Genomic DNA, 19963 nt, shown 5'->3' with positions numbered 1-19963 from the left:
TCGCGGAAGGCTCCGTTCGCGCGGTGCCGGGAGACATGTGCCTCATCCGTGAGCGGAGCGGGTGGTCAGTCAACGCCGCCGCCGACGGGCGGCCTTGCTCCATCCAGTAGTGGGCGGGGCGCCGTTCTCGGACGGCTCATGATGTGTTGGTCGCCCGGCGCCCGAGGGTCGCAATATCAGGGTCAAACCGTCGATGTCGACGGGTGCCCAGTGGTGTCCGTGGACGCGAAAATCCAACCCCTGCTCGGTCTTCGCTTGAGTATCTGTGCCGCTCGGCAACACGGACCCCGCTCGCGCCACTTACCGCCGGCGCATGTTCCGGAACTGCAGCACGGCCGCCGCGACGGCGATCGCGGTGAAGCCGACCGCGTTTGCGAGGCCCACCGCGGTGGCCTGGGCGGCCCAGACGATCGCGGAGGCGGCCAGGCCGGATGCCGTCCACCACCGGGTCGTGCGCCCTGCGCCCAGGGCGGTGACAACCGCGACCGTCAGCAGCACGAATGCGAGCGCCGCGAGCCCGGGCAGCGTTGTGCGCGCCGGCGTGAGAATCGAACCGAACATGACTGCCGCGCTGCTTGCGCAGATCACGGCGTCGATCCAGGTCAGGTGTGGCCGTGAACGTGCGGCGAGGCGCTCCGGCGATACGTGCTGTCGCTTCTTCCACCGTCGCCCCTTTGCCACCGTGCCCAGCGCGTAGACCACCGTGGCGGCAGCAAGGCCCGCCCAGACCGGGGCGATCGGCGACGCAGCGGCGACCGCGAGGAAGGCAATGAACGCGGCGGACCCGCGCAGAACACGGTCGGTGCGCACCGCCGCCACCTGCTCACGGCGAGCGGCGCGCAGCATCGGCGTCGGCGCCACGCCTGAGAGGTGCCGTTCCACCTCAGCCATCACATCGACGCGGTTGTCGAAATAACGAACATGGTCGGCGATCGACGCGGACTGGGTGATCCGGTGCAGGCGCTCTGGCGCTCCGAGAACCGTCATCGGGTGCGAAACAGGATCGAACGTGGCGCAGATGTCAACGCCCGCCAGGCGCACCCGCGTGAGAGCGCGTACGTCATCCGAAAAGGACGCGACGGTTGCGGCGTACACGAGCATGACCACGGCGACCGCGGGAACGCAGAACGCGAGCAGCAGTAGATCCGGTGTGAGGGCGTCGAACGAACTCGTCAACGCCGCGAGCATCGTCTCCGCGGCGTGATTGATGTGGTGGCCGGCGACCTCCAGGTTCAGCGCGGCCGCCCACATCGCCGAGCCGGCATCAAGAAGCGCCACGGCCCCGCTGGAGGCGAGCGTTCCGGCGGTCAGGGCGATAGTTCGGATCACATATGCCGCAACGGCGACGTAGACAAGGATCGCTGCGATCAGGGCCGCGAAGGACCAGGGGCCAACATGAACCGACGCCCGAATGGGAGCCAGCAGGGCCTGGCCGCTGCCGATGGTGACAAGCGTCGTTCGCGCCGGATCGAGGCCACGGGCGGCGTTGCTCGCAATCGCCCCACCCTGTGAGTGGCCGATCAGAACAGTGCGATCGGCGGGGGCCTGTTTCGCTCGTGCATGAACGCGATCGATCACGGCCTGCCGGGTTTCGGGGTCGCTGGTCCACCCGAGCGCGTCGGCGACGAGGATGCGCGCCCAGGGGATGAGAAGAACCGCGAGCGTGAGGGGGACGACGAGCGCGAGAGCGGCGCTCCCCAGCGCGAGCATCCACACCATGGCCCGCAGTGCGCGCCAGACCGATCGGGCCAGATCACGAAGGCGCCCGCGCGGGAGATCGCGCAGCACCAGTGCGTTGACCAGCAGATGCACGGCGCACAGAACGAAGAGCGTGCGCAGAAGCCACCATGTTGCTCGCCACCGTGAGGGTTCGCGGATCTCGTCGAACCAGGTGACGGGGTCGAGAACCAGCTCGTCGCCATCGACACCGTTGAGGTGACGATGGCCGGGCTCGAATCCCGTGCACGCATCGGTGCACGCCGTTTCCTGCCATCGCCCGTTCGACGTGCCGAGATGCTCGGCGATACGGTCGACCGTCTGTTCGGCAAATTCGCCGTGGTGACGAATGCCGATCCCGTGCACGACGAGACCGTGAATGCGCCCGGCGGGGGCGGAGTTCGTGATGTCGCGCGGAGACGTCGCCATCGTTGCGCGGTCGCTCACGTGGTCGCGGCCGACTGCGTCCACTTCGGCGTCGGCGGCGTCCACCCGCGCAGCTGCGCGAGCAGGTCTTCCGGGGTGGTCGTCACGATGAGTCCCTCGCGGAAGCGTGCATCGACGAACCCTTCGCGAACGAGCGTGTCGACCAGGGCAAGCAGCGGCTCCCAGAATCCGTTGACGTCGAAGAGGGCAACCGGCTTGGCATGGATGCCCAGTTGCAGCCATGTCCACACCTCGAACAGTTCCTCCAGTGTGCCGATACCGCCGGGGAGCGCGACAAAAGCATCACCCAGTTCGGCCATGCGCATCTTTCGTTCGTGCATGTTGTCGACCACTTCGAGGCGCGTGAGATCGTCATTGGCGATCTCTTTGTCCACGAGCACGCGGGGGATCACGCCGATCACCTCGGCTCCGGCGCCGCGAGCGGCCGTTGCAACGGCGCCCATGAGCCCGACATCGCCGCCGCCGTACACAACGCCGACGCCCTCGCCGGCGAGCGTCTTTCCGACGTTCTCGGCTGCGGCACGATAGGCGGGGGAGCTCCCCTCGGAGGAGCCGGTGAAGACGGTGACGAGCGTGAGCGAAGCGGACATGACATCAGCCTATTTGCCGCGGGCGTTCTGCCGCCGTTCAGCAGGGCGAGAGACGGTGGAGAAATGATCACCCCTCCTCTCGATGTCGACACCTCCGCCCTGGACAACCCGGCATGGTCTGCGCTGACGGGCGCCCACGCACGGTTTTCCATCGGTGGCGATCGCGTCAAGCGGTACCAGGACGATGTTTCGCCCTTTCTCGGCGTCTCCAGCTGGGAGGACCCCCTCGTCTGGTCGGCTCTTATCGACATGCACGGGCCGGCTGCGACCGTGACGATTGCCGGTGCCGATCCGGCTCTTCCCGACGGATGGAGCGAGGTCTGGCGTGGCGCCGGCGTGCAGATGATCGAGACGGATCGCGTGATCACGGAGCGGTTCGATGAGGCTGTCGAACTGGGAGCAGAACACGTCGCGGAGATGCTCGCCATCGTCGAGCGCAACGCACCGGGTCCGTTCCTGCCCCGCACTCACGAGCTGGGCCGCTATATCGGCGTCATCCGCGAGGGACGGCTGGTCGCGATGGCGGGTGAGCGGCTGCGTCCCGCGGGGTGGACGGAAATCAGCGCCGTATCGGTGGACGAGTCTCATCGGCGCCAGGGGCTTGCCTCGCGGCTGGTGCTCGACGTTGCGCACGGCATTCGAGCGCGCGGAGATCGCGCATTCCTGCACGCAGCCGAGACCAACACCGGAGCTGTCGCCGCTTATGAGCGGATCGGCTTCGAGGTGCGCACCCGCGTTCCGTTCATCTCGGTCCGCACACCGGGCGCGGTGTGAGGCGACGCCGTCAACGCGCTCGGTAATGCCACCCCTGACGCAAACGTCTACTTCCTGACATCATGAGGGCATGTCCGTTATGGAGAGTCCGAAGGTCACGGTTGTTGGTGCGGGAGCCGTCGGATCGGCGACCGCCTACGCAATGCTCATTCGCGGCACCGCGCGCACGGTGGTGCTGTACGACATCGATGCTGCACGGGCCGAGGCCGAGGCACTCGATCTGACGCACGGGTCGATGTTCACGGGGTCGAACCCGGTTGTCGGTTCCAGCGACATTGCGGCGACCGCTGGCTCGCATGTGATCGTCGTCACGGCGGGAGCCGCGCAGAAACCCGGTCAGACGCGACTGGAACTGATCGGAACAAACGCACGCATCATTTCGTCGATGATTCCGCGGCTCATGGCGGCGTCGCCGGACGCGATCATCATCATCGTGACGAATCCGTGCGATGTTCTGGCGACCCTCGCGGTCCAGGAAACCGGCGCTGATCCGGCGCGATTGTTTGCTTCGGGCTGTGTGCTCGACACCTCTCGGCTGCGGGGGATCCTTGCCGAGCGCGCTGGCGTTGCGACGCAGTCGGTGCACGCGCACATCGTGGGTGAGCACGGTGACACCGAGTTCCCGCTCTGGTCAACGGCGAGCATCGGCCCCGTCCCGCTGCTGGAGTGGACACGCGACGGCCAGCATGTTTTCTCCGCCGATGATCTCCATGACATCGCCGAAGACGTGCGCACAGCCGCCTATCGGATCATCGAGGGCAAGGGCGCGACGAACTATGCCATCGGTCTGTCCGCAACGCGCATCACCGAGGCCGTGCTGCGCGACGAGAACGCGATTCTGCCCGTCTCGCCCGTGCTGAGCGACGTCGATGGCGTCGATGGCGTCGCGCTGTCCGTGCCCTGTGTGGTCAACCGAAACGGAGCTGTTCCCGTGCAGCAGATGCGGTTCTCCGACCGTGAGCGCGAACTGCTTCACGCGTCGGCCGAGACCCTGCTGCGCACCGTTGCCGACGTTCGCGGAGCCTGACGGCGGGGCGGTTCGCCCCGCTCGCTACAGGATGTTCCGGATCACCTGGTAGACGATGATCGCCGCGATGCCGATGCCGATGCTCCACGAGAAGCGAGTGCGCTGCAGGCGCCGGCCCTCGTGGGCGACGCCGTGCGGCGGGCGAAGCGCCTCCGGACTCTGGATGGCGGAGTGTTCGACGTGATCGGGTGAGACAGGGGTCGGCCCGCCGGCTCCCGCGGGAACACCGGCCGCGCGCAGCCGCTCGTCTCGCCACCTGCCCCACTGTGCGAGCTTGTCGAGCATGGCGCCGACAACGCTGAACGTCCACGCCCACTGGTCGGCGTCGAGCGTGACGAGGTTTCGTCGCGAGTAGAAGAACAACCAGTCGTCGACGATCTCCACATCGAGCTGTGCCGCCGAATCCAGAAAGCGCTGCATCACATCGGGCGTGAAGAGATAGAGCGCATCGGTTTCGTACCCGCCGGGGCAGTACAGGCTGAAGTGCGTATTGAAGTCACCCTCGAGATCGAGCCGTTGATCCTTCCGAAAGCCGATCGGCAGACTCGAACGAAACAGGCCGTTGTTGCTTTCGGCGTCGAGAACGATGTGCGGAAGGGGCGTATCGAGTTTGACGGCGATGTAGCCCCAGGTGTGCGTCGTCCGGTTTTTGCCCGATCCCGTTGTGTATTGATAGTTGCCGAATTCGACGAACCGCGGCTGATCGCCGTATACGAGGTGGCGTGAGGCCCGACTGCTGCCGATGTGGAAGATCATCCCCGGCAGGTTCGGGGCCCGGCGGCCCGGGTGATAGTGCATCCCGTTTGCTCGTGCGAACGCGTCGAGACGGTATCCGGTTGTGCTTTCTCCGCGGACGAGGATGAGGATGCCAACGCTGGCGAAAACGATGCCAACGAACGCGAACAGGATCGGGATGAAGGCGATCGTCATCGACGGGAAGAGGCCGCCGCTGGCCATGCCAACGCCAATCATGGTGATCCCCACGATGGCGAAAATCGAGCCCATGATCGTGAAGATCACGCCGCCGAGAACCCGTGACATGGTTCCGCCCGACCCCGCCGAGGCCTCGGACTGGCGCAGCGCCTTCATCCGCTCGGCGAATGCCTGCTTCGCCTGCGCGTCGACGGGGCCGGTGAGCGCTGTCGGGTCGAAGCGGTAGGTGGGTTGCGTCGGGACCATGGGTCCACCGTACGGCGAGGGTCCGTGGACGAAGCGCCGACAGCGTAGCGTGGCGGAATGGAATGGGTGAGTGATGTCGCGGTCGGTCAGTGGTTGCGAGACCAGCGGGCAGGTGCGTGGGGAGTGCCGGAAGGATTTCCGGCCTATGCACGCGTTTTCCACCCCGCCTATCGCGAACGCCCCGTCGGGACATCCTGGCCACCTCCCGAAGATGCTGCCGCGTGGGAGAGTTTCGCCGAGCGGCAGCCTGAGGTGGATCAGGAGCGCGTGACGTGGCGCGAGACGGCAGACGCGCTCGGCGTTCCGATGCATCCGCTCGTGCGCTGGAACGACCTGGTCGGTGTTGATCCCCATTCCGGCAGCGGCGATGTGCGCGATCTCGCAGGCTGGCGCTACCACGATCCGGAGGACGGAAACCTCGAACCGGACGTGCTGGCCGCCACCTCCCGGCATTTCATCGCCCACACTCCGACGCCCGACGACGCATACGCCGCCGTGTGGGATGGCTGGGCCGAGATCGTTGGCGCCCCGCTGTCCGGGGGTTCCGGCGCCGCCATGCGATACGCGGGAGGAAAAGATCCGCGCCACGACGCCGTTCTCGCATCGAGTTTCCGCGACGCGTTCGGCAGCATCTTTCGGAAGCCGCGATGGCGAGCGGGGATCCTGCCCGACGACGTTTCTCGGGGACCCCGCCTTCCGATGGTGGGGCGCGACCACATTCTCTTCCGTGCGCCCCTAGGTCACTGGGAGCACGACTCCTGGCCCGAGAGCACGCCCTGGTGTGCGCCCGAGCGGATGCGCGTTTTTTCGCCGAGCCTGATGTGGCCGGAGGATCGATCGTGGGTCCTCATGACGGATCCGGACGACAACTCGACGATCATTGCGGGTTCCGAGGCGCTGATCGACGCGATCTGTGCGGATGACGCGATCGAGGCGCTGCGCCTGGCGGAGCTTACGTAAAACTTGCCGCGACGCTGTTGCGGTGGTACTCGAAGATGATGCTGGTGCGGGTCGAGGCGACGATGCTGTCGTGGCGCGTTCCGCCGCGCAGGCTCACGCCGATGATCGCCTGTAGGCCGCGGCCGATGCGACCGTGGTCGACGGCGGCGTGGAACCCCTGAATAACACCCCTGTCCACGAGAGCGCGCATCCGGGCATGGGCTGTCGACGGTGCGATGCCGACCGCCGCCGCAAGATCGGCGATGGTGATGCGCCCCTCCTTGTTGAGCGCATCGACGATCTTTCGGTCAACATCATCGAGTTCAACCGTGCGCAGATTCTTCGACCCGGAGGCGCTTTCGGGGCTTGTCATGCGGGAAATCCTAGGTTCTCGTGCCACGCCACCGAAGAATCCACAGGCTTCGTACACAAGTGGCGAACGTCCTGCGAAGCTCAAAAGACGTCCCCGGCACGACAAGGCCGTCGTAGGAGAGGAAAAGCCATGAGGATCGCTGTCCCCACCGAAGTGAAGAACAACGAAAACCGCGTTGGGCTCACGCCCGCCGGTGTCGACCTGCTCGTGCGATCGGGCCATGAGGTGTTTGTGCAATCCGGGGCGGGCGAGGGGTCACGCATTCCGGACGAGGAATATGCGGAGTCAGGGGCGACGCTGCTGCCGGACGCCGCATCCACGTGGGCAGCGGCCGAGCTGCTCATCAAAGTGAAAGAGCCCGTTGCCAGTGAATACGACTTCCTGCGGCGAGACCTCGTGTTGTTTACCTACCTGCACCTGGCGGCCGAGCGTGCCCTGACGGATGCGCTGATCGCGGCGGGAACAACGGCCGTCGCCTATGAGACGGTGCAACTCGCGGACGGCTCGCTACCGCTTCTGACGCCCATGAGTGAGGTGGCGGGCCGGATGTCCATCGTCGCCGGCGCCTTCCACCTGCTGCGCTCGCAGGGTGGGCGCGGCGTCTTGATGGGCGGCGTTGCTGGCGCACCGCGAGCAGATGTGGTGGTGATCGGCGGCGGAGTTGCCGGAGAGCACGCCGCCGCAAATGCACTCGGACTCGGCGCGCGTGTGACGGTTCTCGACGTCAATCTGCCCCGTCTGCGCGAACTCGATGCGCGATACGCGGGGGCGCTCGAAACGCGCTATTCGACGCCGTACGCGATCGCCGAGACGCTGCAGAGCGCCGACCTCGTGATCGGTTCCGTGCTGATTCCCGGAAATGCCGCCCCCAAGCTCGTTACGGACGACATGGTGGCGGGGATGAAACCCGGATCGGTGCTCGTGGACATCGCGATTGATCAGGGTGGGTGCTTTGCGGGCTCGCGCCCGACAACGCACGATGAGCCCACATTCACGGTGCACAACAGCATCTTCTACTGCGTCGCGAACATGCCGGGCGCTGCCCCGGCCACGAGCACCGTTGCCCTGACCAACGCGACGCTTCCGTACATTCGGCGGATCGCCGACGTGGGATGGGATGCCGCGGCGGCGTCCGACGCCGCGCTCGCCCGTGGTCTCAACGTTCGCAGGGGAGAGGTGGCCAACGCCGGCGTAGCCGAAGCGTTCGGATACGCACTCCGCGCATGAGCGGGCCCCGTGCACTCGCCGTACAGGAACGAGTCGGGTAGACTGGACCGGTTGCCCGGCGTGCATCCGATTCCGGAAACCGCCAGGCAACGTGCACCACACCCTCCTGATGCCCGGAAGTACCGGGTATCCGTTCGAGTCCGAAGGAGGTGGGATAGTGACGCACGCACACCAGTACGAGCTGATGGTGATCATCCAGCCCGAGGTTGACGAGCGCCAGGTTCCCGCGTACCTCGACAAGTTCCTCAAGGTCATCACTGACTCTGAGGGAACCATCGAGAACGTGGACATCTGGGGCAAGCGCAAGTTCGCCTATGAGATCCAGAAGAAGCACGAGGGCATCTACGCCGTCGTCAACTTCACCGCAACCAGCGAGGCGACCCAGGAAATGGACCGCCAGCTGAACCTCTCCGAGCAGATCATGCGCACGAAGGTTCTGCGTGCTGAGGAAGCCATTGCAATGGTTGCTTCCGAGGCAAAGCGGGCCGAGGCGAAGGCTGCTCGCAAGTCGGCGGCGAAGGCCTAAGGTAATCGCATGGCAGGCGAAACCGTCATCACCGTCGTAGGCAATCTGACCGCCGACCCCGAGCTGCGCTATACGCAGTCCGGTGTTCCCGTGGCGAACTTCACGATCGCTTCGACCCCGCGCACGCTTGATCGCGCGTCGGGCGAGTGGAAGGACGGGGACGCCCTGTTCCTGCGCGCCAGCGTGTGGCGCGACTTCGCGGAGCACGTCGCGGGTTCACTGACGAAGGGCATGCGCGTCATTGCGCAGGGCAACCTCCGTCAGCGCGACTATCAGGACCGTGAAGGCAACCGCCGCACGTCGTTTGAGCTTGATGTCCAGGAGATCGGCCCGTCGCTGCGATACGCAACGGCGCAGGTCACCCGCGCAGCAGCCAGTGGGAACTTTGGTGGTCGCTCCGGCGGCCAGCAGCAGGTTCCCCATGGCGGCGGCAACGGCGGCGGACAGCCCGCTCAGCAGCCTTCGAACGAACCATGGGCAACGCCCGGTTCGGCCGGCGGCGACGCGTGGAGCACCCCGGGGTCGTTCTCAGACGACACCCCCTTCTGAATCTTTATCACCCGTAAGGACCCACAATGGCTGGAAAGTCTAGCGGCGACCGCCGCAAGCCGCGGAAGGGCGGCAAGAACGCCGCTCCCGCGAAGCACATCCGGGTCGGCGTCATCGATTACAAGGATGTCGCCACCCTTCGTAAGTTCATTTCGGAGCGCGGAAAGATCCGTGCCCGTCGCATCACTGGTGTCTCCGTCCAGGAGCAGCGCCTCATCGCACGCGCCATCAAGAACTCGCGCGAGATGGCACTTCTCCCCTACGCCGGCGCTGGCCGCTAAGGAGCACCCATGTCGAAGCTGATTCTCACTCACGAGGTCGACGGCCTGGGCAGCGCCGGAGACGTCATCGAGGTCAAGGACGGGTACGCCCGTAACTACCTCATCCCGCAGGGCTTTGCTGTCGCGTGGTCGCGCGGCGGCGAGAAGCAGGTCGCGCAGATTCGTGCGGCTCGCGAAGCTCGTGCGATTGCTACTCACGAAGAGGCCGAGGCTCTGAAGCAGAAGCTCCAGAACGCACGCGTGAAGGTGTCGGTCAAGGCCGGCGCCGAGGGCCGTCTCTTCGGTTCAGTGAAGCCTGCTGATGTCGTTGCTGCCGTTTCGGCTGCTGGCATCGGTGAGCTCGACAAGCGCAAGGTCACGATTCCTTCGTCGATCAAGGCTGTCGGCGACCACGAGGTTCTCGTTCGTCTGCACGACGACGTGACCGCGGTCATCAACCTGCAGGTCGTCGCTCTCAAGAAGTAGCGACCTCCGCGTCAAGCGGCGCCACCCCTCGTGGGTGGCGCCGCTTGACGCATTTCGGAGAGCGCAGGCCGAGAGACTCATCCACATGTGTGGGGAAAGCGTCAACCTTCAACCCCAACTTGATCCGAACCTGTTTCCACAGGGTGTGGACAAGAAAAATCACTGCTCATGCGCACAATATGACCTGATAATCGCCCCTGTCCTGATGGTTGTCCACAGGAGTTTTCCACACCACGTCCCCGGTTGTACCCAGGTCTCTCCACAGAGTTATCCACAGGTTGCCTTGAGAGGCGCGGGAGACACTCTTAATGTGAGTCGGCGGTGGTCCGTCAGGGGAATGAGACCGCGCGCGTCGAACGATTGTCAGGGGCTGGTGCTGTGATGAACAGCGTCACCACGAGAGCTGTGCACCCAGCTCCTCAGGGAGGAAAAAACTGTGACGTCGATCGCTGATATCGCCGCCGAACGTTTCGGAGAGCCTGCCGAGCCCCGCGGCGGACGCGAGCAGGAGCGCACCCCGCCGCACGACCTGCTGAGCGAGCAGTCTACGCTCGGCGGCATGCTCCTCTCGAAGGATGCCGTTGCCGACGTTGTCGAAACCCTGCGTGGCGTCGACTTCTACATTCCCAAGCACGAGGTCATCTTCGAGGCGATCCTCACGCTCTACTCGCACGGCGAGCCCACTGACGTCATCACGGTCACCGATGAGCTGATGAAGTCGGGCGACCTTCAGCGTGCCGGCGGCGTCGACTACCTCCATTCCCTGACCTCCATCGTTCCCACTGCCGCCAACGCGGGCTATTACGCCACGATCGTGCAGGAGCGTGCGCTGCTGCGCCGCCTGGTCGACGCCGGCACCCGCATCGCGCGGATGGGATACGACGGCGAGGGCGAGGCCGTTGAGCTCGTCAACCAGGCCCAGGCCGAGATCTATTCGGTCACGGGGCAGGAGCAGACGGAAGATTACGTTCCCCTCGAGGTCGCCATCGGCGCCGCCGTCGAAGAGATCGAGCTGGCCAAGGGACGCGATGGTCAGATGACCGGCGTTCCCACCGGCTTCGCCGAGCTCGACAACCTCACCAACGGCCTGCACGCCGGCCAGATGATCGTTGTGGCCGCACGACCAGCCATGGGTAAGTCCACGCTGGCACTCGATTTCGCCCGCGCATCAGCGATCACCCACAATCAGCCGGCCATCTTCTTCTCGCTCGAGATGGGGCGATCCGAGATCGCAATGCGTCTACTCAGTGCCGAGGGCCAGATTCCGCTGCAGAAGCTCCGCAAGGGTGATCTCGACTCGCGCGACTGGACGGCGCTCGCCTCCACGCGTGGCCGCATCAACGATGCGCCGCTGTACGTCGACGACAGTCCGAACATGACGCTGGTCGAGATCCGTGCCAAATGCCGACGGCTGAAGCAGCGCGTCGGTCTGAAAATGATCATCATCGACTACCTCCAGCTGATGACCAGCGGCAAGCGCGTCGAGTCGCGTCAGCAAGAGGTGTCGGAATTCTCGCGTGCCCTCAAACTGATGGCCAAAGAGCTGCGCGTTCCTGTTATCGCCCTGTCGCAGTTGAACCGTGGCGCCGAGCAGCGCCAGGACAAGCGTCCGATGGTCAGCGACCTGCGAGAGTCGGGATCGATTGAGCAGGATGCCGACATGGTCATCCTGCTTCACCGCGAAGAGGCTTACGACAAACAGGCCCGCCCGGGCGAAGCAGACCTCATCGTCGCCAAGCACCGAAACGGTCCCACGGCCGAAATCGCGGTGGCCTTCCAAGGCCACTACAGTCGTTTCCGCGACATGGTGCACATGGACTCGGGCTTCGGCGAGGAGTAGGCCGTTCCGGCCGGAGCGTGCGCGCGGCTTGAAGCCTCGCCCGATTTCCGCCGCGCGGGGGAGGTGCGCCGCTCTCCGGTGCGAGAAGGTTGTGGCATGAACGCCGCAGACCTTTTCTCTCCGCACGATGTCCGGCCCGGGATTCCGCCCGAGAAGGTGCCATGGGGCCCGGTGGCCGCATTCCTCGGCACAGCCTTCGGCCTCGGGTGGCTGGTGTGTCTCCCCCTTTGGCTGGGTGATGGGCTTCAGGATCCGCTCTTTCTGGTGCTCGTCCCATTGCTGATGTTCACGCCAACGGTGGCCGCGCTGATGGTGACCTTCGTCACGGTCAAAAAGGGCGCGCGTTCCCGCTATTTGGGCCTGCTGCCGTTCCGGCCGATCGCCCGAAAGATCTGGCTGTTTGTTTTGTTGCCGATCGGGTTCGTTCTGTGGGCCGTCGGATCGTTCTGGATGGCCACGCTGCTCGGGTGGGCGGAGGCGGACTGGGCGCTCGAGGCGCAGCGCGCGGCCCTGCCTGCCGGGATGGAGCTGGACGCGGTGCTCGTGATCCAGCTGCTGACCTTCCCCCTGGTCCTTCTTCAGGCAACGTTCTTCGCCTTCGGTGAAGAGCTTGGTTGGCGCGGTTATCTGACCACCGCGCTGTCGCCGCTGGGGTTCTGGCCCTCGGCACTCATCTCGGGAGTCGTGTGGGGCGCGTGGCACGCACCGATCATCCTGCTGGGCTACAACTTCGGCCGCACCGATGGGTGGGGCGTTGTGATGATGATCGGCTTCTGCCTGTTCGTCGGCATCTTGCTGCAGTGGACGCGGTACTGGACGCGCAGCGTATGGCCCGCCGCGCTCGGGCACGGTGCGCTGAACACGGCGGCGCCGGTGGGGCTGCTGTTCGCGACGCCCGACCTCAACCCGTTCTGGGGATCGTTTCTGGGCATTCCCGGCTGGATCCTTCTCGCCGTGATCATCGCCGTTCTCTTGCTGCTTCGCCAGTTTCGCCCCGCCCCCGACTGGACGCCGAAGCCAGATGCACGTGCGGCCCAACCCGGATTCGGGTCGGGCCGCGACGACGCGTGAACCTTAAGCGGGGCCGAGCAGCTGCACGCCGCCCAGGGCCAGCAGGCCGAAGGCTACGCCCCAGAGGACGATGGAGATGACTTGCCAGAAGATCACCTTGTTCTTCGGAGCGCCAAAACCGACGATGATCGCCGAGGTGATCTGGCTGGGCAGCACGAGCTGACCGAGCAGGCTGACGCCAGCGATGCCGTAACGGTCGAAGCGCGCCTTCAGCTTCTGCTTGCGGGGCGACAGCTCCTGCGGTGCGGAGTTCTTCGTCGCGGCGACGCGAACGCCGTGCGCAGACAGAACAAAGATGGCCATCGAGACGACGTTGCCGACGACGGCGGCGGCGATGGCGACAACCGGGTTGATTCCGGCAATGACGCCGATGAAAGCGCCGAAATAGGACTCAACGAACGGAATCGCGCTGATAAGAATCAGGCCCAACCATTGGAGGGCGGCGGGAAGGGACTCGGTGAAATCCTGGAGTGCGATGAACATGTTTCTATTCCATCGGAAAGCGTCTCCCGTGCCATCCTTCGGACGGATGAGATTGTTCTCCGACGAAGGGGTGAGGACGCTATGAGATCCCCGCGTCGCGTGCGATCACGGCGGCGCGCATACGCGTGGGGGCGCCGAGCTTGGTGAGCACCCGCGAGACGTGGCTCTTGGCGGTGGGCTCCGAAATGAAGAAGCGCTCGCAGATCTGCGCGTTGGAGAGTCCCTCACCCAGGGCGCCGAGGATCTCCTTCTCGCGCGGGGTAAGTTCCTCCAGCCCGGGGTGCTCGGTGCGAGAAGGCGTGGCGCGCGCCTTCTCGAGCACACGCCGGGTGACTTCGGGGGAGAGAACGCCCTCTCCGGCCGCGACCCGGCGCACCCCATCGGCGATGTCCTCGGGTTCCGCTGTTTTCAGGAGGTAGCCGGCCGCCCCGGCCGCCAGGGCGCCGTCAACGTAGTCATCGACCGCGAAGGTGGTCAGGATCAGAACGGGGATGCCGCGGTCAGTGAGCTGCGCGGTTCCGGCGATTCCGTCGACGCCCGGCATGCGGATGTCCATGAGAACAACATCGGGTTCGAGAGCAGCTGCCTGGGCGACGGCGCTCTGGCCATCAGAGGCCTCTCCGATGACGTCGATGTCGTCGGTCATGTCAAGAACGGCGCGCACTCCCGCACGGACGGCAGCATGGTCATCGGCGATGAGAACTCTGATCACGCTCCGACTCTACGGGGAGGGCGCGTCCGCTGCGGTAAGGGGAAGCGTGACCGTCACGTTCCACTGGTCGCCGCTCGGCCCCGCGCTACCGGTGCCGCCGAGGGCTTTCCAGCGTGCGGCCATGAGCTCTCGGCCGAGGCCGGACCCGTGCGTTCTCGCCGGAGTAGCGGGAAGCGGGTTGCTGATCGTCATGGTGATCGCCGCGTCGTCCCGGCGAAACGCTGTCCGGATCGTCTCGTGCGGCGCGTGTCGTGCGGCGTTGGCGATGGCTTCTTTGCCGATGCGCGCCAGCCCCTGAGCGACGGGGGCGGGGAGATTTCCGGGGTCGCCGTCGATGTGTACAGTGGCGCCGAACGCCGCGGCCTGTGCGCGAACGGCTCCGACCGGATCGGTCACGTCCGCTTCTTCGTCCGCACGTTCTTCGGCGAGAACGCCGATCAGCCGGTGCAATTCGTCGAGGGCCTCGTGACTGGAGGACCGCATCGCGGCGATCGCCGTGCGCCGTTTCGGGTTGTCGTCGGGAAGCGCGCCCAGAGCGCCCGCCTGCAGGGAGATCGCGCTGAGCCGTGCGGCGATCTCGTCGTGGAGCTGCGCCGCGACCTCACCCCGTTCGGCGCGAACGGCGGCGTCGCGCTGCGCCTCGGCGGCGAGGGCGATGGCCTCAGCCCGCTGTCGCTCGGATTCGAGCAGTTCGTCGCGCTGTTGCACCGATGTTCCCCAGAGGATCGGCAATCCAGCGATCGCCGAGATGCCGACAATCACCCATAGCAGGGTTCCGACCTCGGCGCGCGTGATGTGTTCGCTGGCGATGACGGCGGCTGTCTGGAGAATGACGAAGGAACACGCCAGGCCGATGAGCACGCGCCGGTGGCGAGAGTAGAGGGTGGCGGCGTAGAGCACATCGACCAGGGCGATCAGGGGGATGATCGGCAGGTTGCCGGTGATGAGCACAGTTGTGGTGACCATCAGTGCGATCGTGGCGGTGAGCGCCAGCAGGGGGGCGCGCCGCTTGAAGAGCAGAAGCACTGCGCCGGCGAGGGCGACGACCCACATCGACCCGGGGTAGCCGAGGGCAGGGGCGGTTGTGGCCGGGGGAGCGAACTCTGCCGTGATGAGAATCGCGCCGAACAAGACGAGCATGGCCGCGCTGGCAACGTCGCCGCCGGTGGAGCGATAGGGAACTCCGGGGAGCACGTACTCGTCGAGCGAAAGGCGCTGCTTGTGCATGTGTCCATCCAACACGTCCGGGGCGTGCCCGGCATCATCCGAAGGGAGGGAAAGAGGAAGGGGCCGGAGCTGCTACCAGCTCCGGCCCCTGGTTCCGCCGCACCCATTCGGCGGAACCATCGCGCGGACCCCAAACCCGCGCACGTCCTCGTTCAGCTTACCCCACTATTGAGAAACGTTCTCAATAAATTAGAGGTTCAGCGCCATCTCGTTCGGCGCTGCGGGAAGGGCATCGCTCTCCGCGATGATCTCGCCGGTTGCCAGGTCGACCGCGATGACGCGTTCGTTCGCCACGTCTGCGACGTAGGCGACCACGCCGTCCGACGTCAGAGCGGGGTGCGGGTCCTGCCAGTTGACGGGGCTTTCCCACGCGTCGATCACGGGGAACTCATCCGTGAACTCTTTGGCCTCGGGATCGAACACGTGGATCGATCCGTCCGAGGAGAGAACGTAGGCGAGGTCCTGCGGGCCACGGGTGATGCCGCGCCACGTGTACTCGATGTCGCCGATGTTCAGCGTCTCGTACTCGCCGGCCTCGGTGTCGAGGACGACGAGGTTGTTCAGGAAGTAGCCTTCGGCGTCCTGGTCATCCTTGTAGTCGCCCACCACGATCGGGCTGGTTTCGGAGACGAAGGCGTTGCCCATGCGGCCGTACTCGACGCCCGCATCGAACTTCGTGAACTCACCGTCGCTGTACAGCAGAGCGCCGTCTTCGCAGCCGAAGACAACGGCCTCGTTCTGCGCGGTGCCCTCGCCGTGGATGCCGGGGCAGTTCGTTGCCTCGGCGATCGTGTCGTAGTGGTCACCGTGGGGCTCGAGAGCGAGCGCTCCCGTGCGGCCGGTGTCGTCGCCAACCGTGGTCAGCAGCGTGCCATCTTCGAGGACGATCGATACGCCGTGGTGTGCGTGCTCCGCCTGGTAGGTCTCAACCTCGGGAAGACCGCCGTCCGATGCCAGAATCGCGTCGGTGTCGAGAATCGTGGTTTCTCCCGTGCCATCGGCGTACAGAACCGTCTTGCCCGCATGGCGCACAACGTGTGCGGCGGCTTCGGCGGCGAAAACGGTGTCCGTCAGCTCCGGAGTGGCCGTGTCGAGCACCTGGAAACCGGGCTCGGTGGTGACGAAGACGTTGCGTCCGTCACCCGAGGCGTTCAGGCGCGTGAACTCCTCCGTCTCGAACTGGCCCAGCACCTCGAGGGTGGCGGAGTCGAGCACCAAAACGGCGCCCTCGATCGAGACGGCGAGGCGGTCGCCTGCTGCGACGTCGGCCGGATCGATCGCGTCTGCCGCGTCCGTTCCGGTCTCGGCCTCCTGTGTGACCTGATCGTCGGTTGCCGTCTCTTCGGGCGCATCGCCCGCGGTCGCACCGCAGCCCGCCGCAAGAAGGGTGATCGCTGCGAGCGATCCGATCACGGCGCCAGCGCGCTGTCGTGAAAGCGTGGTCATCCTGTTCCTTTCGTTGGCCCTCATCGTGAGAGTCCGTTGGTTATGCGCTCGGTGTTGACGCGCATCATGGTGATGTAGGTCGAGGCTTCTTCGTCGGCGCCTGTGAGCGACTCACTGAACAGCTCGACGACGTCGATATGGATGTCGACCTCGCTCGCGAGCACCTGGATCAGACGATCCGGTTGCGAGGACTCCGCGAAGATCGCCGGGACGCCCGTCGTCTGGATCGCCGTCGCGAGGCTGTCGAGGTCCGCGGCGGACGGAGAGGCAAGCGTTGTGCCCCCGGGAATCACGGTGCCGACGGTGGTGAAATCAAAGCGATCCGCCAGATACCCGAACACGTGGTGGTTCGTCACGAGCGCCCGGTTTTCCCGCGGGATCGAGGCGAAGGACTCCGTCATCTCGGCATCGAGCTGTTCGATCTCGGCGAGGTAGGCGGCGGCATTCTGTTCGATCGTTGCGGAGTCGATTTCCGGCATCGCCGTGAGCTGTTCCTCGAGGGCGACAACAACGTCAACGATGCGACCGGGGTCGGTCCAGAAATGCGGATCGGGGCCGGACGCTTCGTCAGAGGCGTATTCGATGACTTCGATGTGGTCACCGGCGACGAAACGCATTGCGCCAGCGGACGCGGCTGTCGCGAGATGCAGTTCGACGTTCTCTTCCAAGCCGAGTCCGTTGGAGACGAGAAGGTCGGCATCTGCGAGCATCGCCGCCTCCTGCGCGGAAATCTCAAAGGAGTGCGGATCGGCATTGGGGCGCATGAGAACCGTGACGTCCGCTGCATCTCCGGCGACCTCCGACACAACATCGCCGAGGATGTTCGTTGTCACGACCAGGTGGGGACGATCTGACGAGAGGGTCGCGGGCGCACATCCAGCGAGAATCAGCGCGCTCGCCGCTGTTGTCGCGGCAGCGAGGCGAAACGTGAGCGTGGACGCGGTCATCGGCCGAGCTCCGTGGCGAAGTCGGGGGAAACCGACGGCGTCAGCTCGCGAGCGATGCGGGCACCGTCGGCGTAGTCGATTTCGTAGACGACGCCCTCGGACGGCGCACTGAGGTAGGCGCGCTGCTGGTCGACGACGAGGTCGACATGGGCGCCGTCTACGAGTGAGTCGGCGACGATCGGCTCGGTTTCTGCGAGTTGCTCACCGTCCTCGCTGAAAACGATGATCCGGCCATCGGTATCGAGGGCGACAACATGGCCATCGGCGTTATCAGCAGTCGTTGCGATCACCAGATCCTGGTCGGTGTCAACGTGCTGCCACGCGCGTGACCTGGTGCTGAGCAGCCAGAAACCGCCATCGCCGTCGACTCCCGAAACGGTGGGCCGGTTCTTGCGTCCGGAGAAACTCTCGGTCCGCGTCGCCCCGTCGGGGTACTCGACCATGGAGATGTCAATGCCATCACCATTCGTGACGGCGATGAGGGCGCCGTCCTCGCATCCAACGACCGTTCCCACGCGGGTGGTGATGGCGCCCGACGGCGCGATACAGGCCGCGCTTGCCCCGTCAACGGGTTCACCATCCGCGCCGAAGAACTGGGCGGTGTCAGCCAGGGCGCCGCCGTGCGTTGCGACGATCGCGCCGTCTCCGATGGGTGCGACAACTCCCGATTCGGCGCCCGTGTCGATGCGGAGCGTCTCGGTGATCTCACCGTCGGACAGCGCGCTGTTGTCGATGAGGACGGCCTCGCCCGAGCCGTCGAAGAACAGACCGGTTCCGCCCGCTGTGGACAACGGTGAACCCGTCACGTGAACAGGACCGCTTCCCGGAATCGTTCCGGCAAGCGCGGGCGTAGCACGGTAGTAGTGGAAGTGATCCCCGTGATCCCAGGACCAGCGGCCCCCATCGATCACGGTGGCACCGTCTTTGGTGGTGACAAAGGCATAGCGCCCGTCGCTCGCGATATCGCTGGGTGTTCCGACCGTGCCGAGCTCCGTCTCCTCGCCCGTCAGCAGGTCGAGAAGGCCGACGGAGCCGTCGGCGGCAACGGACACCAGTTGTGACTGCGGCTCAGCGACTTCTTCGGCCCCCGGTATCAGGCCGTGGTCGTCCTCATCCGCAGGTCCTTGTGCGTCGGATGCCGCCTCGGTTGCTGACGGCGCTGGCGGGGCCGGCTCTCCCGTTGTCGGTGCACAACCGGCCAGGACAAAGCCCAGGGCGAGTGGTGCGGCGACGAGAGAGAAGCGGGTGGTGCGGGTCATTGATCTCTTTCCGTGACGAGATCTCCCGGGGCGGATGCCGCGGAGAAGGCGGGGGCGGCCGAACGCGACGGGGCGTGGGGAGCGTGGGAACCGAGTCGCATGCGCACGTGACGCACACCGCTGGACACTGCGGCGGAAACGCCGGCGAGCACGATGGCGGTGCCAGCAATCGTCGGCCCTGCGGCGGTTGCGCCGTACCAAGAAACGAGCAGGCCGATCACAACGGCCACCGCGCCGAACACGGTGGCGAGCATCATCGTGGACACGATCGACCGGGTCCATCGGCCAGCGGCAACGGCGGGGGCCAGCAGCATGCCGACCACGAGAAGCGATCCGACGGCCTGATACGAGGCAACAACCGCCAGGGTGACCAGCGCCGTCAGCATGATGTGTGCCAGGCGCGGGCGGAGGCCGATCGTAAGAGCGATGCGCTCGTCGAAAGCTGCCGCGACGAAGGAACGATGGAAGGCCATGGCGACAACAACGGTCGCGACAAGAGCACCAGCAAGAAGAAGGAGGTCGCCCGCTCGCACCGCGAGGATGTCGCCGAACAGCATCACGGTTGCATCGGTGGCGAAGCTGCGCGAGTGCGACACGATGATCACTCCCAGCGACAGCATGCCGACGAAGAGAAGACCGATGCTCGTGTCATAGGACAGCCGGCCCCTGCGCTGCAGGAATCCGATCGTTGCGCTCATGAAGGCGGCGCTGACGGCGCCGCCGAGGATGGCTGGCCACCCGGCCAGCGTGGCGATCGCGACACCGGGCAACATGCCGTGGCCGATCGCCTCGCCAAGGAATGCCATGCCGCGTGTGACGACCCAGGTGCCGACGATTCCGCAGATCGCGGCGACGAGAACGCCGCCGAGAAGCGCGCGACATGAA

At 65.7% G+C, this 19963-nt stretch carries 21 protein-coding genes; 10 read left to right on the top strand and 11 right to left on the bottom strand.

The genetic code is table 11. The features are described from left to right. Positions 1 to 300: 300 nt before the first annotated feature. On the bottom strand, positions 301 to 2208 hold the full coding sequence (locus tag G6N81_RS07510; RefSeq protein WP_165135129.1) for a hypothetical protein: 1908 nt from the start codon (positions 2206 to 2208) through the stop codon (positions 301 to 303). Further along, a complete protein-coding gene (locus G6N81_RS07505) occupies positions 2160 to 2753 on the bottom strand; it encodes an LOG family protein (RefSeq protein WP_165135126.1) in 594 nt (197 codons plus the stop codon). Before G6N81_RS07505 ends, G6N81_RS07510 begins: the two co-directional genes overlap by 49 nt. A gap of 63 nt (positions 2754 to 2816) precedes the next feature. Between G6N81_RS07505 and G6N81_RS07500 the strand changes: the two genes are divergently transcribed. Both G6N81_RS07500 and G6N81_RS07495 read left to right on the top strand, forming a co-directional pair. Continuing rightward, positions 2817 to 3527, top strand: a complete 711-nt coding sequence (locus tag G6N81_RS07500; RefSeq protein ID WP_165135123.1) for a GNAT family N-acetyltransferase — start codon at positions 2817 to 2819, stop codon at positions 3525 to 3527. A gap of 70 nt (positions 3528 to 3597) precedes the next feature. After that, positions 3598 to 4554: an L-lactate dehydrogenase gene (locus G6N81_RS07495; protein WP_165135120.1), complete on the top strand. Its 957-nt coding sequence runs from the start codon at positions 3598 to 3600 to the stop codon at positions 4552 to 4554. Positions 4555 to 4578: 24 nt separating this feature from the next. Here the strand turns inward: G6N81_RS07495 and G6N81_RS07490 are convergent, their stop codons facing one another. Further along, positions 4579 to 5733 (bottom strand): hypothetical protein, encoded by a 1155-nt coding sequence (locus tag G6N81_RS07490; protein WP_165135117.1) that lies wholly within the window; start codon positions 5731 to 5733, stop codon positions 4579 to 4581. A gap of 57 nt (positions 5734 to 5790) precedes the next feature. On the opposite strand from G6N81_RS07490, the gene G6N81_RS07485 reads away from it, so the two are divergent. Further along, entirely contained in the window at positions 5791 to 6693 is a 903-nt protein-coding gene (locus G6N81_RS07485; RefSeq protein ID WP_165135114.1) for a hypothetical protein, read from the top strand. On the opposite strand, the gene G6N81_RS07480 is transcribed toward G6N81_RS07485, so the two are convergent. After that, positions 6686 to 7045, bottom strand: coding sequence for an Lrp/AsnC family transcriptional regulator (locus G6N81_RS07480; protein WP_165135111.1), 360 nt, complete (start codon positions 7043 to 7045; stop codon positions 6686 to 6688). The genes G6N81_RS07485 and G6N81_RS07480 overlap by 8 nt on opposite strands. 129 nt (positions 7046 to 7174) lie before the next feature. Between G6N81_RS07480 and ald the strand changes: the two genes are divergently transcribed. The 7 genes from ald to G6N81_RS07445 all read left to right on the top strand — a co-directional run bounded on the left by ald (position 7175) and on the right by G6N81_RS07445 (position 13004). Further along, positions 7175 to 8272, top strand: a complete 1098-nt coding sequence (gene ald / locus G6N81_RS07475) for an alanine dehydrogenase (RefSeq protein WP_165135108.1) — start codon at positions 7175 to 7177, stop codon at positions 8270 to 8272. 184 nt (positions 8273 to 8456) lie between these two features. Then, the gene (rpsF, locus tag G6N81_RS07470) at positions 8457 to 8798 is read left to right on the top strand and encodes a 30S ribosomal protein S6 (RefSeq protein ID WP_165137845.1); all 342 of its coding nucleotides are present in this window, start codon (positions 8457 to 8459) and stop codon (positions 8796 to 8798) included. Between the two features lie 9 nt (positions 8799 to 8807). Further along, positions 8808 to 9347, top strand: a complete 540-nt coding sequence (locus tag G6N81_RS07465) for a single-stranded DNA-binding protein (protein WP_165135105.1) — start codon at positions 8808 to 8810, stop codon at positions 9345 to 9347. A 26-nt stretch (positions 9348 to 9373) separates the two neighbouring features. After that, the gene (gene rpsR / locus G6N81_RS07460; protein ID WP_165135102.1) at positions 9374 to 9628 is read left to right on the top strand and encodes a 30S ribosomal protein S18; all 255 of its coding nucleotides are present in this window, start codon (positions 9374 to 9376) and stop codon (positions 9626 to 9628) included. A gap of 9 nt (positions 9629 to 9637) precedes the next feature. Continuing rightward, complete coding sequence (gene rplI / locus G6N81_RS07455) at positions 9638 to 10093, top strand: 50S ribosomal protein L9 (protein ID WP_165135099.1); 456 nt, start codon at positions 9638 to 9640, stop codon at positions 10091 to 10093. Positions 10094 to 10652: 559 nt separating this feature from the next. Further along, positions 10653 to 11933 carry a replicative DNA helicase gene (dnaB, locus tag G6N81_RS07450; protein ID WP_245325276.1) on the top strand — a complete coding sequence of 427 codons (1281 nt, stop codon included), beginning with the start codon at positions 10653 to 10655 and terminating at the stop codon, positions 11931 to 11933. Positions 11934 to 12029: 96 nt separating this feature from the next. After that, positions 12030 to 13004 carry a CPBP family intramembrane glutamic endopeptidase gene (locus G6N81_RS07445; RefSeq protein ID WP_165135093.1) on the top strand — a complete coding sequence of 325 codons (975 nt, stop codon included), beginning with the start codon at positions 12030 to 12032 and terminating at the stop codon, positions 13002 to 13004. Between the two features lie 3 nt (positions 13005 to 13007). On the opposite strand, the gene G6N81_RS07440 is transcribed toward G6N81_RS07445, so the two are convergent. From G6N81_RS07440 to aztB, 7 genes are all read right to left on the bottom strand, one after another. Further along, on the bottom strand, positions 13008 to 13487 hold the full coding sequence (locus G6N81_RS07440) for a hypothetical protein (RefSeq protein ID WP_165135090.1): 480 nt from the start codon (positions 13485 to 13487) through the stop codon (positions 13008 to 13010). A gap of 79 nt (positions 13488 to 13566) precedes the next feature. After that, positions 13567 to 14199 (bottom strand): response regulator, encoded by a 633-nt coding sequence (locus G6N81_RS07435; RefSeq protein ID WP_165135087.1) that lies wholly within the window; start codon positions 14197 to 14199, stop codon positions 13567 to 13569. Positions 14200 to 14208: 9 nt separating this feature from the next. Next, positions 14209 to 15426: a sensor histidine kinase gene (locus tag G6N81_RS07430; protein WP_165135084.1), complete on the bottom strand. Its 1218-nt coding sequence runs from the start codon at positions 15424 to 15426 to the stop codon at positions 14209 to 14211. A gap of 189 nt (positions 15427 to 15615) precedes the next feature. Continuing rightward, positions 15616 to 16872: a zinc metallochaperone AztD gene (aztD, locus tag G6N81_RS07425; RefSeq protein ID WP_165135081.1), complete on the bottom strand. Its 1257-nt coding sequence runs from the start codon at positions 16870 to 16872 to the stop codon at positions 15616 to 15618. Positions 16873 to 16892: 20 nt separating this feature from the next. Then, positions 16893 to 17819: a zinc ABC transporter substrate-binding protein AztC gene (gene aztC / locus G6N81_RS07420; protein WP_165135078.1), complete on the bottom strand. Its 927-nt coding sequence runs from the start codon at positions 17817 to 17819 to the stop codon at positions 16893 to 16895. Further along, positions 17816 to 19078: an ABC transporter gene (locus tag G6N81_RS07415; RefSeq protein ID WP_165135075.1), complete on the bottom strand. Its 1263-nt coding sequence runs from the start codon at positions 19076 to 19078 to the stop codon at positions 17816 to 17818. The genes aztC and G6N81_RS07415 overlap by 4 nt, the downstream gene beginning before the upstream one ends. After that, the gene (aztB, locus tag G6N81_RS07410; protein WP_241245133.1) at positions 19075 to 19914 is read right to left on the bottom strand and encodes a zinc ABC transporter permease AztB; all 840 of its coding nucleotides are present in this window, start codon (positions 19912 to 19914) and stop codon (positions 19075 to 19077) included. Before aztB ends, G6N81_RS07415 begins: the two co-directional genes overlap by 4 nt. Positions 19915 to 19963 lie beyond the last annotated feature (49 nt).

Origin of the sequence: Microbacterium amylolyticum (assembly GCF_011046975.1) — a bacterium.
Classification (GTDB): Bacteria; Actinomycetota; Actinomycetes; order Actinomycetales; family Microbacteriaceae; genus Microbacterium; species Microbacterium amylolyticum.
The sequence above is the reverse complement of the archived record's forward strand: the minus strand, read 5'-3'. Positions and strand labels throughout refer to the sequence as shown.